The organism is Acinetobacter suaedae, from assembly GCF_008630915.1.
In the GTDB taxonomy this organism is placed as follows: domain Bacteria; phylum Pseudomonadota; class Gammaproteobacteria; order Pseudomonadales; family Moraxellaceae; genus Acinetobacter; species Acinetobacter suaedae.
In genome coordinates this window covers 1,608,870-1,625,609 of sequence record NZ_CP043909.1, presented here as the reverse complement: position 1 = coordinate 1,625,609, position 16,740 = coordinate 1,608,870, and the positions used below count along the sequence as shown (strand labels likewise).

The following is a 16,740-nucleotide window of genomic DNA, read 5'->3' as shown; positions in this document are numbered from 1 at the left end:
TATTTCCCTTATTTCGGATGTTGCGTTGTGATCAATTGATTTAACTCACCCATTTGATCTAATAACTGATAAACAAAAACGATCTCATCTTGTTCATTTACTGTTTTTTGTGTTTTCACATCCAGTAATTTTTGTTCGGTATTGAGTAAATCAAAAGTCGTTTTTGTGCCCAATTCAAATTCCTTTCGGGTATATAACAATGCGATTTCTGCTGCATCAATAGCATTTTGAAGCGCATTTTTATTTTGCCGAACACTTAAAAGTTGGGCATAAGTCGTTTGTACACGTTGATTTAAGTCCAGCTCTAAACTTCTAATCTTCTGATGACTCAAATCTACATCCGTCTGAGCTTTGCGTACATTCGCACGATTTAATCCATCATCAAATAAAGGGACATTTAACTGTACTCCAACCATATAGTTATTACTTTCAGAGCCGATATAACTGGCCTCTTCTTGCTTACCTGCACGACTGGTTAACATCACGGTCGGCCATAACTCCCTTTTGCTAAGCGCAAATTGTTGTTCAGCTGCTTTCTTCTCATATTTGGCTTGAATCAGTGCAGGGTGATTTTTTGTTTTAGCTAAGATCTCATCTAAACTCAACGTAATCATGGGTAGCTGATCAACTTTAGCCAAATGTTCTGGGTAAATACCCGTAATCTGATAAAATTGCGCCTCACTGATACTAAGATTTGATTGCGCCTGAGTCACATCAGCTTGCCCTTGAGCAACTTGTGCCAATACTTGAGCCAAATCAGCACGTGTGATCATACCAACATCAAACCGACGTTGTGATTCGAATAGCGAACGCTGCAAGTTTGTGAGTGTTTTCTTTCTCAAGTCTAAAATGGCTTTTTTCTTCAATACATCGGTATAAACCATCACTGTATTTAAGATCGTTTCTGATCGACGGTCTGAAAAAGCCTGATGCTGAGCAGCAACTTGGCTTTTAGCAACATCGACACCTAGACGATGTCGACCAGAAGTATAAATCGGATAGTCTAACTGCAACTGTAGGCTACGCCCTCGCCGATTACCTTCGGTTGGAAATAATACCGTTTCAGGTGTTTCGATTTTTTCATAGTCCAACTGACCAACTAAATTGATTTTTAGACCATCTCGTTGCTTTGCTTGCTCTAACATAGCGGTGGAACGATTTACATCTAAACGACTTAGTTCCAACTGACTTTCATATTTTAAACTAGCACTCAATGCCTGATCTAAAGTCATGGCATTGAGTGGACTACTCATCACTAAAAAACTGGAAAGTATTAAATACTGATATCGAGCAATTCGATGCCCCAATTGCATCATCCTATTCATCCCTTGTTTCATAGCTGCGCTAAACTATTCAAGCTAATCTTTTTCAAAGGTTCAGGCTTAATATTGCCTTCAATAATACCGTCAAACATCACGAGTTTTTTGTAGGCATCCCAACCATTTTCTGCTTTTCGAATTTGCGGTTGATCCAGTTGCCCTAGATTACGAGCAAGTTCATAATGGAAATTCTGACGTAAGATCTGGTCAATATATTCATGATCAATCTGATGATGAATATCCCCCTCAAACAAAACACAATAAAAAGGTTTTGTCTGTTGTTGTGTATCAATTGCCAGCAAAGAGATCGCTTTTGATTGCGTTTGATTAAGTTGAGATAGAAGTTGTTGTGCTGTTTCAGGCGCTAGTTTTTCACCTACGAGATCAACACCAAAGCGACGACCCAAAAACTCAAAACACGGTACTTGTTCTAAAAAGCCTGTAACGCGAATACAATCATCGAGACAATATCTTAATAAGCCATTACCAGAACTTATGATTGGGCTAACAATATCACCTTGTTTGAGCTTCCATGAAGGTACAATTTGACCACGTTGCTCCCCCTCTAAATATTCAAACTCATAAAAATGACTTTGATAAGCAAGTGGGTATTGATCTTGATATGGTATCGTTACAACACCTTCAGTTGCCCATAAACCTTTACCTTCAAATTGTACAAAAGGTAATCTTGCTTTTAATACGTCCGCCCATGCTTTTGAACCTGCTGTATCCCAGCTAGACACTAAACTTAAGCGTGGCCATAATTTTTTAAAATCAATCTGCCCATCAACCATACTCATGCTTAGACACTCAGCACTATATCGACAGTAGGGTGCTTTTACTTGTTGTAAAGATACAGCTCGCCCCCCCCAAGACCCCGTAGCTAATACAGCCATCACCTCCTTATGCATATTTTGCAAACGATCAAGAAGTTGTAATGCAAATGTTGGGCTCCATACAGAGATCATTGCCAGATTACGATTTGCGACGAGATAACAAATCGTGGCAAATAAGGCATCATCTGCATTTGAGGCAAATGCAACATTACTGGGAACTGCCTGCGTGAATTTAGATAAAATCCGTTTCCCAAATCCTAGCAATGCACTGTCATCATTTAAGTTTTTATCTTTTAAGATCTCTCTTTGGCTTTCAGGTAACCATGAAACGGACCAATAATGTGTTCCTGATTGGAGCTGAGGACATTTTCGATATAAGCTCGCCAACCATGTCGCAATCGCTTGATCCAACTCATCCAAAAATTGTTGAGTGTATGGAATAAATTTTATCTGTTCACTAGAGCCACTCGTCGGTTGAAAACGAACTAACTTGCTCTTTGAAAGTGAGCGTTTCTCTTCGCGATATAGATCGATGTCTGCTCGCCATGCGCCATAACGACTTGGCATAAAAGCATGCGTGAACTGTTCATAGCTCACCACGCGATTTTCTATTGCTAAAGTTGAAGACTGTAAAATAGAGCTAAGGATTTGACGTTGCGTCGCTTCAAGTTGATTTGCTTTTTTTCTAAACTTTCTATCAGTCGTTTTACACCACTGTTTCAAAATAAAATGTGACCCATAACTTAACCATTGCTCATATTTCATTTTGTCACTCCAGTTTGAATTTTTTGCTTTGTGATGATTGCTTCACATCTTCCTTTACTCATTGGTTTTGAAATTAATTTTACAGGAAACCGAGCAATATCTTTCCATGCTAAACGCCCGATACAAGGTAATTCAGTCCCTGCTGTCCATGTAGGATTAAGCTGCTCAAAAAACTCAATTTTTGGATTTTTTGTTCTCATTTCATCAGTAATCGGTGCAACTTCTCCTTTTAAAGGTTGATAATCCTCACCAAAATTTAATAATCCTACTTTTTTGTCATAATATTCACTAAAGAAGTTCTCACAATAATGTTCAACCACTGCTGCTAAATGTTGATTATCGTCTTTTATATTTGGGTAATATACGTAATAATTATTCGCTAATAATAAATAGGTTTTATATCCTTTGGAGATCAATAACCAATATAGTTCATTAAATGGATATTTAACTCTAAGTTTCATCATGAATTTTAACATCGCACTTTGTAAAGTACGTGTTCCCCAATATTCCCTCAGGATAACCGTATCTCCACTGAATAAAACGGTATAATCTTTCCCTTCAAAATAAAAGTGTTGGACAGCAACTGTTGAAAAACCAACTATTTGATCAGTTTTTGAATTAAAAATTAATATTGCACCACTTTTCTTTTTAAAGTCTTCAACAAAGATTGAGAATTTAGTATTCTCATAATATTGCTCGTAAATTGAATACATGGTTTTTAGCTGAGCAAGATCAATTTTCTCTTTTTCAACGTATTGCCCATAAGTTGCTTCTTTGTTGTTTAACTTAGAAATAAGCTTATATGTTGTCTTAATCATAAGATATAACCTTTAAACCTATATAAGTATTCTCGTCCCCAAGACAACTCGATACTTATATAAATATTATTTTTATGTGAAATATATTTTACCTTTTATAGGAAAAATCACCCTCAAATCTAACTTTTTAAACTTTCATTTTCTTCCCCCTATCCATTAAAAATGTAAGAAAGGCAGCAATAAACATAATGATCGCAAGCATACGCAATAAATCATTAAAACTTGATGTCAATGCTTGATAATGAATGTCACGATAAATAATACTTAGTGCAATTTGTTGAGCATTTGACCCAACTTCTTGATATTGAGCTGTCAGTTGTTCTAAACGCTCCACAAAAATCCAGTTTTGAGGCGTCATATATTGATTTAACTCAGTGACATGTAATGCAGTTAACCAATCTAGTGATGAATTAATTAATGCAAGCCCAACAGCTCCACCAATATTTCGCATTAAATTATAAATTCCACTGGCATCAGCTACTTTATTCAATGGCAATGTACTCATGGCAAGGTGCGAAACCACAATCAAACAGATCATGAGACCGATGCCACGATAGATTTGTGGCCAAAACATAAAGTCATAATCACTGTGAATACTTAAATGTGAATTTAGCCATACACCAAATCCAGCCATAATCATCCCAACAAACACGGTTTTTCTAGTATCGAAATTCGGGATCAACCATGCCAAGAACGGGGCAAAACAGAACATCACCACACCTGTGACCATCATGATATGTCCGATTTGGCTGCTATTCATTTCTCGTACTTGACCAAGAAAAACGGGGATCATGTATCCCAAACCGTATAACGCCATACCGATCACAAAAGTGATAATGGCACTTAGGGTAAAATTCTTATTTTTAAAAACACTCAAGTCCAACAATGGCTTAGGTTGTGTGAAACTTCGATAGAAAAATATCAATCCCCCTGCAATACAAATCAAAAATGCAGTACGTACACCTGTATCTACTAACCATTCGTGTCTTGCCCCCTCATCGAGGAAATATTCCAAACCGCCCAAAAACATTGCCATGGCAACTAGACTGATCCAATCCATTTTTTTCAGTAAGCTATGATCTGCGCGATCAATGTCTGGTCCAGAAAAAATAATGGTTGCAATGATGATTCCAGGAATGATATTGATCAGAAACATCCAGTGCCATGAAAAACTATTTGTTAACCAACCACCAACAGTTGGTCCAATCGCAGGTCCTAAGGTGCTGATCATTCCAAACAAAACCAAAGGTAATGCACGTCTAGCTTCAGGAAAAAGTAAATACAACGCTGTCATTGAGGTTGGGATCATTCCTCCCCCCATGAATCCTTGTATTGCTCGAAATACAAGTAAACTTTCTAAATTCCATGCCATCGCACAAAGCAAAGAACTGACCGTAAATCCAACTGCACAAATAGTGTAGTAAATCCTCGTCGATAAAACTCGGGCGATAATACTGGACATCGGAATTGCAATAATCTCAGCGATCAAATACACCGTCTGAACCCAAGTGACCTCATAACGACTTGCACTCATCCCAGCTTGGACTTCATTTAAAGAACTAGCAACAATTTGGATATCTAAAATCGCCATAAAATTGCCAAAAATCATGGCAATAAAAATCATCCAAGCGACTTTAGTCGGGAACTTCCAGCCTTCATCCAAATGCTTATCCATATTTAAGTCCCTAAAATCGTAATTTAAGTTTTTAAATTAACGGTCGCTTTGACAGACATACCAGGCTTGATTAGCTCAGTGTGTGGACTTGGATCAATCGCAATTCGTACAGGAATTCGTTGAACAACTTTATTAAAATTTCCTGTTGCGTTATCTGGCGGCATAAGTGAAAAAGTTGCTCCCGATGCAGGAGAAAAACTTTCAATTTTTCCTGTATAAGATAAGTTTGGATATGCATCTAACTTTAAAGAAACCGTTTGCCCGATATGCATTTTCTGAATTTGTGTTTCTTTAAAGTTGGCTTGTACGTATAAGCTACCCTCAGGAATAATTGCCATTAAGCGAGTTTGAGGACTTACACGAGAGCCTTTCTGTATTGCCAAACTTCCTACTTTTCCTGTTACAGGACTTATAATCTTTGCTGATGCTAGATCTATTTGATATAAGTCTAAACTTGCTTTTGCATTTTGGATATCTGCCAGTAATTGCGCACGACTCGCTTTTAAACTACCGAATTGCGCTTCTGCTGCATTTACACCAGCTAGCGCACGATTAAGTTGAGCCTGTGCCGATAAATATTGAGATTGGATATTTTCAAAATTTTGTCGCGTAATAACGCCATCTTTTAATAAATCTTGATAACGTAGAAAATCTTTTTTTAACCGTGATAGATCTGCCTGAGCAGCAAGGACACTACTATTTGCTTCTTGAATTGATGATTGTGCTGATTTTTCATTTTGCTCTTGAACGACAAGCGCGGCTTCTTTTAATGTGACCAAGGATTCAGCTTGATTATATCTCGCTTGATAATCACGTTGATCTAACACAACTAAAGTGTCACCTTTTTTGACTAACTGGTTGTCGTTAATGACTAAATCAACAACTTCACCTGTAACTTTGGGCATTACCCAAGTGAGATCTGCTTGAACATAGGCATTATCAGTAGATTGGTAAAATCGAAATATAAAAAAATAGTACATCACCCCAATCAACAAAAATAATGCAAGCATTGAAAAAACAATCCAAGTGACTCTTTGCTTTTTTTGCACTTTGGTATCTGTTTCTACTTCTCCCCGAGCTACGACATCCATATTTCATCCCACATGTTGTAATATAAATTCCTTTATTTCGATTTAAAGATTTCTATAACTTTCACTTATTTAATCTAAATAAATGGTTACAAATATCAAATTGGCGGGAATTATCATTCCCGATCTAATTTAGTGTCATTGACCATAATTTCGGTACACTTGTACATTTATGTCAATAACCACACATGCAGTTAAATGAAAATAATAATTATTAAGCATATTAATTCACTATTTACATCTTCAACAAGAACACACCTATCTATTTAATTAATAACAATATTAATAGTAAAATTTCAAATAAATTTCAAAGTTTACAGGCACACACGACAGACTTTTTCCCTTCACGATTCAGACAGAACTGTCATCATTCTTAATGGTTGTAAAAATGTAACTAAGCAACATAAATGAATGTTAACTTTAGAAGAATTGCATTAAATTTTTATGAATTTCTCTTAAATTAAGTTATCGTCAAAAGAAAATGCATGATATTAATAAGTGAAATTATTTAGGAAAAATAACTAAATTCACATTGCATATATTATTGGTTTTTTAAATATGTTGTTTGCGTCGTACTAGCTTTCCCAAGAGCCAACAAATCGAAGGATTCGGTTTTTAATTAGCACGACGAAACAGCATTTATTTATGCACATAATATTTATTAAAAGGAAGATGAATATGGATTCAGGATTGATTACACTTTTTTTACCAATTGCTTTAGCAATTGTTATGGCGGGATTAGGTTTAGAATTAACATTAAAAGATTTCGCTAGGGTAAGTAAGCATCCTAAAGTTGTTTTTATTGCTTTGTTTTGTCAGTTAGTACTATTAGTTGGGATTGCCTTTTTAATTTGTAAAATCTTAGCCTTACCACCATTGTTAGCTGTTGGTTTAATGCTACTCGCAGCCTCCCCTGGAGGAACAACTGCAAACTTATTTAGTTATTTGTACAAAGGTGATATTGCACTCAATATTAGTTTAACTGCGATTAATGCAGTACTAGCAGCAGTCTTTCTTCCCTTTATTGTTAACTTTTCCATTCTCTATTTTATGAATGAAGGACAACAAGTAGGTCTACAGTTTTCCAAAGTCATGCAAGTGTTTTTAATTATTCTAGTGCCAGTTGGTATCGGGATGTTAATTCGCCATTATGCACCTCATCTCGCTGAAAAGCTCAACCGTCCTGTACGCATATTTGCAGTAATTTTTCTCGTAATTATCATTTTAGGTGCAATTATTACTGAACGTGAAAATCTGATGAATTACATTGGACAAATTGGTTTAGCAACTGCTCTTTTCTGTGCAATTAGTTTGATGGTTGGCTATTTCGTTCCACGTACATTGGGTATCAGCTCATATCAAGCACGTGCATGTGCATTTGAGATTGGAATTCATAACAGTACACTCGCGATGACCATTGCACTAACAGTTATGGCTAGTACCACAATTGCAATGCCAGCCGCTGTATATTCCATTTTTATGTATATTTTCGCGACAATCTTTGGAATTTGGGTAACTAAATTCGGACCGGAAGAAACAATAAGCCAAGCTTAAAAGCAAAGACCTTCAAATCACTATAGTTGCGATTTGAAGGTCTTTCATTATTAAAATAAATAATGCTTAAAGGCTTGAATCTGCCAATAAAGTTTCAGCTGCTAGTTTTCCTAAATTATTAGAGGCCAATGGACTATCACCTGTTAGAAGTTTTCTATCCTTATGCACTTGTCCTGTGATCCCTTTATTTAAAATTTCTACACCAAGCTTTTCCAGATTTTCACCAACCAACCACGGCAACTGCCCCGGCATGTATCCAATATCAATATTGGCACCTTTATCTAAAGAATCAGGGAATACACAAACTTGATAGCCTTTAAAAATATAATCATTTGGAGTTTCATCTACTGCTGCTGCCAATAATGAAGCAGGCCCATGACACAAAGTAATTACATATTTGTCATTATCTACTGCCCATTTCAATAGAGCTTTTACTTCTTTACTTTCAGGAATTTTAGCCAAAACTCCATGTCCGCCCGGAATAAAGATGCCCGCATAAGGCGAATCAATACTTAAAGCCTTGTCTAAAATATCAGCCAATTTTAATGGAGATTTAAGTTGTTTCTCATACTTGTTATAGGTATCCAAAACAACTTGCTCTTCTTTTGGCATCGCCCACATTTCAAGTTTCACTGGATTGCCTGACAATGTTGCAACATCAAATGCAAAGCCAGCATTATCCAAATGGAACATAGGCAATAACATTTCTACTGGATGATTCCCTGTAGAAAAGAACTTTGCATTTTGCATTAGGATATAGCGCTCATCCGTTGCAATCATAAGAATCTTTTTATCGCCTTTATACGGATTTGGATACGTGGTTCCATCATAGTCCGTTTTAGGTGCTGTGTACTGACTTAATGAATAAGGTGATGGGAAAAATGCATTGTCTTCTGCTAGATCTGGTGTAGGATTGCGATCTTCAGTATTTGTTGTCATCTTAAACTTCCTCTTGGGATTTATTTGATTTACATATTGCTTTTCTGTTTGATCATTCTCAAGTTTCATGTACGAATGGGCATAAAATGAATATTATTAGGCAAAATAAAAGATAATGTTATGAAGATAAAGCCTACTTTACGCAAATTTTAATCTTCATTTCATCATTCCTTATCAACATCTGAATTGACTTGATTAGGGGAAAAACCAAACTGTTTTTTAAACTCACGACTAAATTGCGATGAGCCTTGGTAACCAACAGCATAAGCTGCCTGAGCAACACTTTGGTTTTCGTTTTGCAATATTTGTTTAGCCTTATGCAACCGTACGATTTTTAAATATTGCAAAGGAGCATGTAATGTGACTTGTTTAAATGCTTTATGAAATGCAGAAGTACTCATATTGGCTTGCTCAGCAAGCATTTCCACGGTTATTTTTTCTGTAAAATGATGTTGAATATATTCACAAATTTTATAAATTGGTCTTAAATTACCTTTAGCAACTAGACCTTTTAGAGCATCTGCCCCTGAATGCTGAATGACTCGATATAGAAGTTCTCTTTTGATTTGATCACCTAAAATCAAGCAGTCTTGTTCTGATGTCAGCGCTTTTAATAATCGGATTAATACATTTGAAATCGTTTGATCAAATTGGATTACACTCATACCTGTTGTAAGTGGTTTAAATTGATCATTCTCAAAATAGGTTTTAGCAAGCAATTCATTTACCATATCCGCCTCTAGTTTCATGCTAACCGCAATCATAGGCAATTCAGGGCTTGCAACCGTATCACAATCAAATGGCATAGATACTGAAACGATTAGGCATTCACCTTGCTGAAATGCATAGGTTTCAGTTCCGATATAGCCACGTTTACTGCCTTGCAAAACAAAAACTAGAGTCGGTTCTTGCAATACGGCTAGTGGTGGTGTGTTGTGATCTACGCGCATCAAAGTGATGCCATCTATCGCCGTAGCAAAGAAGCCTTCTTTAGCAACAAGTTTTAGAAAAAGTGAGCTAAGTATTTGATCATTCATCATGTTTCATCTGATGATTGTGGATTTGATATTTATTATTAAATAGAAAATGAATAAAAGATATTAGTTTTATGCAGGATTAGGCATAACAAAAAGAGTTTTAATTTAGCCACATTCAATCGCCTGTAAATAACAACCAAGTTCAAGGTGTAATATGAAATTAAACTCTTATTTATTTTTCGAGGAAACTATAGCTAAGAAGAACAATAATGTTATAAAAGTGCCGACTCCTAAACTAACTAAAACAGTTTCTAAATTTAAAAACTCTCTCCATACGCCATGCACTCCCCATGCCCCATCAAAGCCATTATTTTCCGACCGTCTACCTAATACTCCGATTACACAAAAGCCGATACTTGAAATACAAAAAATAGTAAGTGTAACTTTCCACAACCTGAATGCTGTGAGCATTGAAGCGATGCTCATTCCAAGTATAGTCACAATCGAAGCTATCAAAGCATATTTCCAGTTATCCATGAAAATCCCAAAGGTTCCACCATAGCTTCATTCTAATAAAACTGACTCGAATCCAACATCTGTAAAGTAATTTTTTTCACTTCATCACGACTTTGCATAATATGTGCTTCAATCGCCTGAATGGCTTCATCTACTTTACGATTAAAAATATAACCCAGTATTTTCTGATGCTCCTGATAAGTTGCCTCGACCCGATAATCTTTAGAGAAATCTAAACGACGGATAATACGGATTCGCTCACTCAAATCACGATGAATTCTCGCCATTTCATTATTTCCAGAAGCACGAACCAAAGCACAATGGAAATCTTCATCTTGTTGTGACAGTTGTTTAATGTCTTTTAGGTATTGATGTGGTTCAATCAACCATAAATCTTTTAGAACGGATAATTCAACCGAGTTTTGATGATCCATCTGACAAAGTTTGCGAATCGAATCTTTTTCTAATACGATCCGGACATCATAAAGTTCTTCATAATATCGAAAATTGAGCGGTCGGATTTGCCAACCGCTACGAAAACTCACATCAACATAACCCTCTTGTTGCAAACGATACAATGCTTGTCGGATTGGGGTGCGACTTACATCATAAGCTTTTGCAACTTCAGATTCAGTGAAACGTTCACCCGGCATCAGTTTGAAATCAAAGATATCATTCTTAATGCGTTGGTAAACCAGCTCAGACAAATTGTCTGAGCTTTTTGTTGTTTTTATTTTGGTTTCTTTCATGCAACCTTGCCTTATTCCATATAAACCAGTGGTTCACCACTATGTACGGTTTGTCCTGCTCTACAAATAATAGCTTTTACAATGCCATCTTCTTCTGCATAAACAGGAAGTTCCATTTTCATTGCTTCAATAATAGCAACAGTTTCACCTTTTTTAACCTCTTGACCATGCTCAACAAAAATTTTCCAGATATTACCTGTCATCGATGCATTCAATGATGCTAAATGACTGTAATCAGCATGGTTATTTTCTTGAATCTGTTCTTCGGGTTGAGCTGCAAACTCCTCTTTCCAGCGATCCACCTCAGTCGTGAATGCTTGTTGTTGCCTAGCTTTAAATTCGGCAATACTTTCAGCTTCATCATCTAAGAATTTCACATAATCCGCATAATCGAATTCTGTTTCTTCAATCTTGATCTCAGCACAACCATTTTCAAAGTCTGCACGCCATTGATTCAGTTCTTCTTCTGTCACCTCAAAATATTTAATTTGATCAAAGAATTGTAAGAACCATTGTTTATCGCCAAATTGTTTGTTTTTCTTAAACTTGTTCCAAATTGGTAAAGTCCGCCCAATCAACTGATAGCCACCTGGTGAATCCATGCCATAGATACACATGTACATACCGCCAATCCCAACTGTTCCTTCTGCAGTAAAAGTACGAGCTGGATTATATTTTGAGCTCAGTAAACGATGGCGTGGGTCAATTGGCACGGCACAAGGTGCCGTCAAATACACATCACCTAAGCCAAGAATTAAATAGTTCGCATCAAAAATAATATCTTTGACTTCATTGCGATGTGCCAAACCATTAATACGTTGGATAAAGTCAACGTTGTTTGGTAACCACGGTGCTTTAGAACAAACACTTTCTTGATAGCGTTCAACTGCCCCCAAAGTCGCACTATCTTCAAACGCCATTGGCAAATGTACGATACGAGATGGGATTTTTAATTGACTTAAATCTCCCATTTCTTCTTCAAGTTGAAGTAAGTGAGCAATCAACTGTGATTGTGGAATCACTAAACCATCGTATTTAATCTGTAGTGAACGAACACCCGGTGACAGCTCCAATACGCCCGCAATTTTTACATTACGGATCATTTGAATAAGTTGGTGCACTCGTAAACGCAAAGCCAAATCTAAAACATTTTCACCGTATTCTAATAGGATATAACTATCCCCTGCTTGACGATAAACTGTTTTTGGAGATAAATCTGTCGGTTCACGCTGTGCCAAGATCGTACTAACAACCTCTTGAATTGGCTCAATCGTTTCTACAACTTTGCTTGCTTCCGCAAAGTTTTGGATATTTTCAATTTGCTTACGCTCTAATTCATTGGCTTGTTCAACGCTAATCGGATAAAAACGGATTTTATCATCAGCTTTGAGCTGCCCAACTTTCCAAAGTTCTGCTTTAGCGATGGTCACAGGACAAACGAAACCACCTAAACTTGGGCCATCTTTCGCTAAAATAACAGGGAAATCACCTGTGAAGTTAATTGCGCCAATCGCATATTCACAGTCATGGACATTAGATGGATGTAGGCCTGCTTCACCACCATTTTCTCTTGCCCAGCTTGGTGTTGGTCCTGACAAACGCACACCTAAACGATTCGAGTTAAAGTGTACTGTCCATTCCGAAGCAAAAAATTCTTCTACATATTCAGGTTTAAAGAAATCTGGTGCGCCATGAGGGCCATATAACACCGCAATTTCCCATTCATTACTGTATTCAGGAATCAAGTCAGCCGACAATGCTTGAGGTTCATCATGAGCAAGTGGCAACTCTGCGCTAGCAAATGTTGGCTCAACCATTTTTATCATGTCACCGACACGTAAGGTACGACCTGCATGACCACCAAAATTACCAAGCGCAAAAGTAGAACGACTGCCTAAATATAAAGGGACATCCAAACCATTTCGTACGGCTAAATATGTGCGACACCCTGATTCAACTTGACCGATTTTTAAAATTTGTCCTGCTTTAACTTCAACAGGTTTCCAAAAATCAATTTTTTTATCGTCCAATAAAGCTACACAGCTTGCACCTGCAAGAGCAATGGTTGTATCTGCATGGAACTTTAATGTTGGTCCAACTAAGGTAAACTCAAAACCTGCGGCTTTAGCATCATTTCCAACAATACGATTGGCAAGCTGAAATGCATAGTCATCCATTGGGCCAGATGGCGGTACACCAATATCCCAGTAACCTGTACGACCTGGATAATCTTGAATTGAACTCAACGTCCCTGCTTGAACTACTTCAATTACATTTGGTGTGTAGTTGAAATCATCCAACATTCTTGTCCAAATTTGCATAGATTCAAAGCGCTGATCTGAAACGATGGCACGTGCGTAATCTAAGTTTGTACTGATACCGTTCAAGCGTGTTTCAGCCAATACATTCTTTAATTTTTCAATAGCACTAGCACGATCATCAGCATGCACAATAATCTTGGCAATCATTGGGTCGAAGTATTGAGAAATCTCTGTGCCTGTTTTGACCCAAGTATCAACCCGAATCCCCTCTGGAAATGCAACTTCTGTCAGTACACCCGGACTTGGTTGGAAATTTTTCACAGGATCTTCGGCGTAAACTCGTACTTCAATCGCAGCACCTTTAGGCTGAATATTGCTGAGATATGCCCAATCGAGTTCGTCACCCGCAGCCACTTTAAGCATGCATTCAATCAAGTCTAAACCCGTCACCATTTCAGTGACTGGATGCTCAACCTGTAAACGCGTATTCACTTCAAGAAAATAAAACTCATCTCGATTGGCATCGTAGATAAACTCCACAGTTCCTGCACTACGATAATTAACGGATTTACCTAATTCCACTGCTGCTAGATGCAATTTTTTGCGTGTCGCTTCAGGTAAATTTGCCGCAGGTGTTTCCTCTACCACTTTTTGATTACGACGTTGCAAAGAACAATCACGCTCACCAAAGGCAACGACTTGCCCTTTTCCATCACCAAAAATTTGTACTTCAACATGACGAGCTTTATCAATAAAGCATTCAATAAATACGCCTGCATCCTTAAAGAACTGTTCGCCCAAACGTTTTACACTTTCGTATGCATCGGTCAAGGCTTGTGGCGTATCACAACGGGTTAAACCAATACCACCACCGCCTGCAGTACTTTTCAGCATAATTGGATAGCCAATACGATCCGCCGCGGTAAGAGCTTCTTCTAAGCTGTTCAGCAATCCTGTTCCCGGAGTCATCGGAACATTGGCAGCAGCAGCCAACTCACGAGCACGATGCTTTAAACCAAATTCTAGAATTTGCTCAGCTGTAGGCCCCATAAAGGCAATATTATTTTCTTCACAGGCGCGAGCAAAATCAGCACTTTCAGAAAGGAAACCATAACCTGGGAATATTGCCTCAGCGCCAGTTTTTTTAGCAGCCTGAATTAATTTTTCGATACTCAAATAAGTATCTGCTGGTTTTAAACCGTCTAATGCAATTGCAATATCAGCATCTTCAACATGTTGTGCATAACGATCACTATCCGAATACACAGCAACACTAGTTACACCTAGTTTTTTAAGTGTGCGAATCGCCCGTACAGCAATTTCACCACGGTTTGCAATAAGTACAGTTTTAAACATGATGATTTCCCCCAATTAATTCGCTGTGTTTGCCGCTTGACTGTTACGATGTTGGATATAGGCTCTCCATCCACCAAAATGACTAATATTCTCTGCATCATCTATGCCATAAGGCTCACAAATAAAACCTTTCACCCAGCGACCATCTTCCAGCTCGACATTCCCCATACCTAGAGGCGTTGGGATTTCTGCTACAAACTCGCCAAATCGTGCAATTGGCACATCCCAAAGCTCAACAATGATGTTTTGACCATCTTGTTGACGTGCTAATCCTGGTTTTGGTGGAACAGTGCCATTCAAGGCATAAAGCGCATAGTTTTTAGAAGTTTTGGTGGTTTCGATATGCACAGCATCACGGGTAGTGAGCTGAAAATTCAGCGGCATACCTGTCAAATGAGCACCGACGACAGCAACACGAATATGATGTGGAGAAACAAGCGTTGTCGAACTTAACGGCAAAGTTTTATCCAATGCCCCTAATTTCAGTGCAAGATAGTTTTGCCAAGCTTTGCCAAAATGAACCAATGCCGCATCGTGCCAAGCTGGTGCAATTAAAGTGATACCGAAAGGTAAATGGTCAGCTCTAAATCCTGCTGGTAAAGCTAGAGCGCTAAGATCTGCTAAATTCGTAAAGTTGGTATATGTTCCAAAATGTGCATTGTATTCAATTGGATGCTGTTGAACTTGCTCAATGGTATAAATCGTTGGGGTTGTGGGAACAATTAAGGCATCAAAATCGGCCAATCGTTGTTGAATTTTTCGAGCGAGATCTTGTTTTAAATATTCAGCATTGTAGGCATCTACCGCTGAATATTTTTCACCATTTTGAATAATTTCTAATACCGTTGGATCAAAAGCATCGGGATTGGTTTTGAGTAAATCTTCAACTGCAGCAGTTCGTTCTGCGACCCAAGATCCTTGATAAAGTTGCGCAGCCAGTTTTTCAAAGTCTGAGAAATCAATTTTAATGATTTCTGCATTCAAAGATTCAAGTAACTGAATCGTTTGATTAAAAATAGTTTCGGCTTGATCATCACCAAAGAAGTTAAGCTTTTCTGGAATTGCAAATTTTAATTTGTTAGAGAAACGTGCTGGCACATTTTTGGGATGCTTACGTGAATAACTATCTAATGGATCATAGGCTTCTAAAATATTTGCAACCAAGTCTGCATCAACAACAGTTAAAGCAAAAATCGATATACAATCTAGACTTTTGCATGCAGGCAATAAACCACGATTTGAAAAACGCCCTTTGGTTGGTTTCAGCCCAACAATATTGTTAAATGCCGCTGGCACTCGACCAGAACCTGCGGTATCTGTACCTAATGCAAATGGAACTAAACCACGAGCAACGACACTTGCTGAACCAGAACTTGATCCGCCACTGACATATTTAGAATTAAATGTATTTGCAACAGCACCAAAAGGTGAACGCGTTCCCACCAAGCCTGTTGCAAATTGATCAAGATTCGTTTTACCGATTACGATAGCACCAGCTTGTTTCAACAAACGCACTGTTTCGGCATCGTGTGTTGCAATCGATGTTAGAGATTTACATGCTGCTGTTGAAGCAAACCCTGTGACATCAATATTGTCTTTCACAGCGAATGGTATACCGTAAAGTGGAAACTGCTTATGCAAATTTTCAGCTTCTTTACATAGTTCATTGAGAACCTGAATTTGCTGTTCCACTTGCTCTACCGTCGCAATTGAAATCCACGCATTGTCTTGAGGATCAATTGATGCAACTAAATCTTTTAAAGTATCGAGTTGGATCTCATTTTTCGAATAAGCCGTTTGCCACTCTGAAATTGTCCAACCTAAAGTTTTTATCTCATGCATTTTATGAATCCCATCTTGTATACAAGTTTGGATAAATTAAATGCA

General features: G+C 37.7%; 12 protein-coding genes. 1 reads left to right on the top strand and 11 read right to left on the bottom strand.

Annotated features, from left to right (window positions below):
• Positions 1 to 8: 8 nt before the first annotated feature.
• The 5 genes from F2A31_RS07665 to F2A31_RS07645 form a co-directional block, all read right to left on the bottom strand.
• Positions 9 to 1,337 carry a TolC family protein gene (locus tag F2A31_RS07665; RefSeq protein WP_150025884.1) on the bottom strand — a complete coding sequence of 443 codons (1,329 nt, stop codon included), beginning with the start codon at positions 1,335 to 1,337 and terminating at the stop codon, positions 9 to 11.
• Positions 1,334 to 2,920, bottom strand: a complete 1,587-nt coding sequence (locus tag F2A31_RS07660; protein ID WP_150025883.1) for a GH3 family domain-containing protein — start codon at positions 2,918 to 2,920, stop codon at positions 1,334 to 1,336. Before F2A31_RS07660 ends, F2A31_RS07665 begins: the two co-directional genes overlap by 4 nt.
• Positions 2,917 to 3,738, bottom strand: a complete 822-nt coding sequence (locus F2A31_RS07655; RefSeq protein ID WP_150025882.1) for a hypothetical protein — start codon at positions 3,736 to 3,738, stop codon at positions 2,917 to 2,919. The genes F2A31_RS07660 and F2A31_RS07655 overlap by 4 nt, the downstream gene beginning before the upstream one ends.
• Positions 3,739 to 3,865: 127 nt before the next feature.
• Positions 3,866 to 5,413 (bottom strand): DHA2 family efflux MFS transporter permease subunit, encoded by a 1,548-nt coding sequence (locus F2A31_RS07650; protein WP_150025881.1) that lies wholly within the window; start codon positions 5,411 to 5,413, stop codon positions 3,866 to 3,868.
• A gap of 23 nt (positions 5,414 to 5,436) precedes the next feature.
• Positions 5,437 to 6,504, bottom strand: coding sequence for an HlyD family secretion protein (locus F2A31_RS07645; protein ID WP_150025880.1), 1,068 nt, complete (start codon positions 6,502 to 6,504; stop codon positions 5,437 to 5,439).
• A gap of 675 nt (positions 6,505 to 7,179) precedes the next feature.
• On the opposite strand from F2A31_RS07645, the gene F2A31_RS07640 reads away from it, so the two are divergent.
• A complete protein-coding gene (locus F2A31_RS07640; RefSeq protein WP_150025879.1) occupies positions 7,180 to 8,055 on the top strand; it encodes a bile acid:sodium symporter family protein in 876 nt (291 codons plus the stop codon).
• Between the two features lie 66 nt (positions 8,056 to 8,121).
• Here F2A31_RS07640 and hchA read toward each other — a convergent pair whose 3' ends face one another.
• From hchA to atzF, 6 genes are all read right to left on the bottom strand, one after another.
• Positions 8,122 to 8,994, bottom strand: a complete 873-nt coding sequence (gene hchA, locus F2A31_RS07635; protein ID WP_150025878.1) for a glyoxalase III HchA — start codon at positions 8,992 to 8,994, stop codon at positions 8,122 to 8,124.
• Positions 8,995 to 9,158: 164 nt separating this feature from the next.
• Positions 9,159 to 10,034 carry an AraC family transcriptional regulator gene (locus F2A31_RS07630; RefSeq protein ID WP_150025877.1) on the bottom strand — a complete coding sequence of 292 codons (876 nt, stop codon included), beginning with the start codon at positions 10,032 to 10,034 and terminating at the stop codon, positions 9,159 to 9,161.
• 165 nt (positions 10,035 to 10,199) lie between these two features.
• On the bottom strand, positions 10,200 to 10,508 hold the full coding sequence (locus tag F2A31_RS07625) for a hypothetical protein (RefSeq protein WP_150025876.1): 309 nt from the start codon (positions 10,506 to 10,508) through the stop codon (positions 10,200 to 10,202).
• Between the two features lie 32 nt (positions 10,509 to 10,540).
• Entirely contained in the window at positions 10,541 to 11,236 is a 696-nt protein-coding gene (locus F2A31_RS07620) for a GntR family transcriptional regulator (protein ID WP_004639207.1), read from the bottom strand.
• An 11-nt stretch (positions 11,237 to 11,247) separates the two neighbouring features.
• On the bottom strand, positions 11,248 to 14,853 hold the full coding sequence (gene uca, locus F2A31_RS07615; protein WP_150025875.1) for an urea carboxylase: 3,606 nt from the start codon (positions 14,851 to 14,853) through the stop codon (positions 11,248 to 11,250).
• A gap of 15 nt (positions 14,854 to 14,868) precedes the next feature.
• Complete coding sequence (gene atzF / locus F2A31_RS07610; RefSeq protein ID WP_150025874.1) at positions 14,869 to 16,695, bottom strand: allophanate hydrolase; 1,827 nt, start codon at positions 16,693 to 16,695, stop codon at positions 14,869 to 14,871.
• Between the last annotated feature and the right edge of the window lie 45 nt (positions 16,696 to 16,740).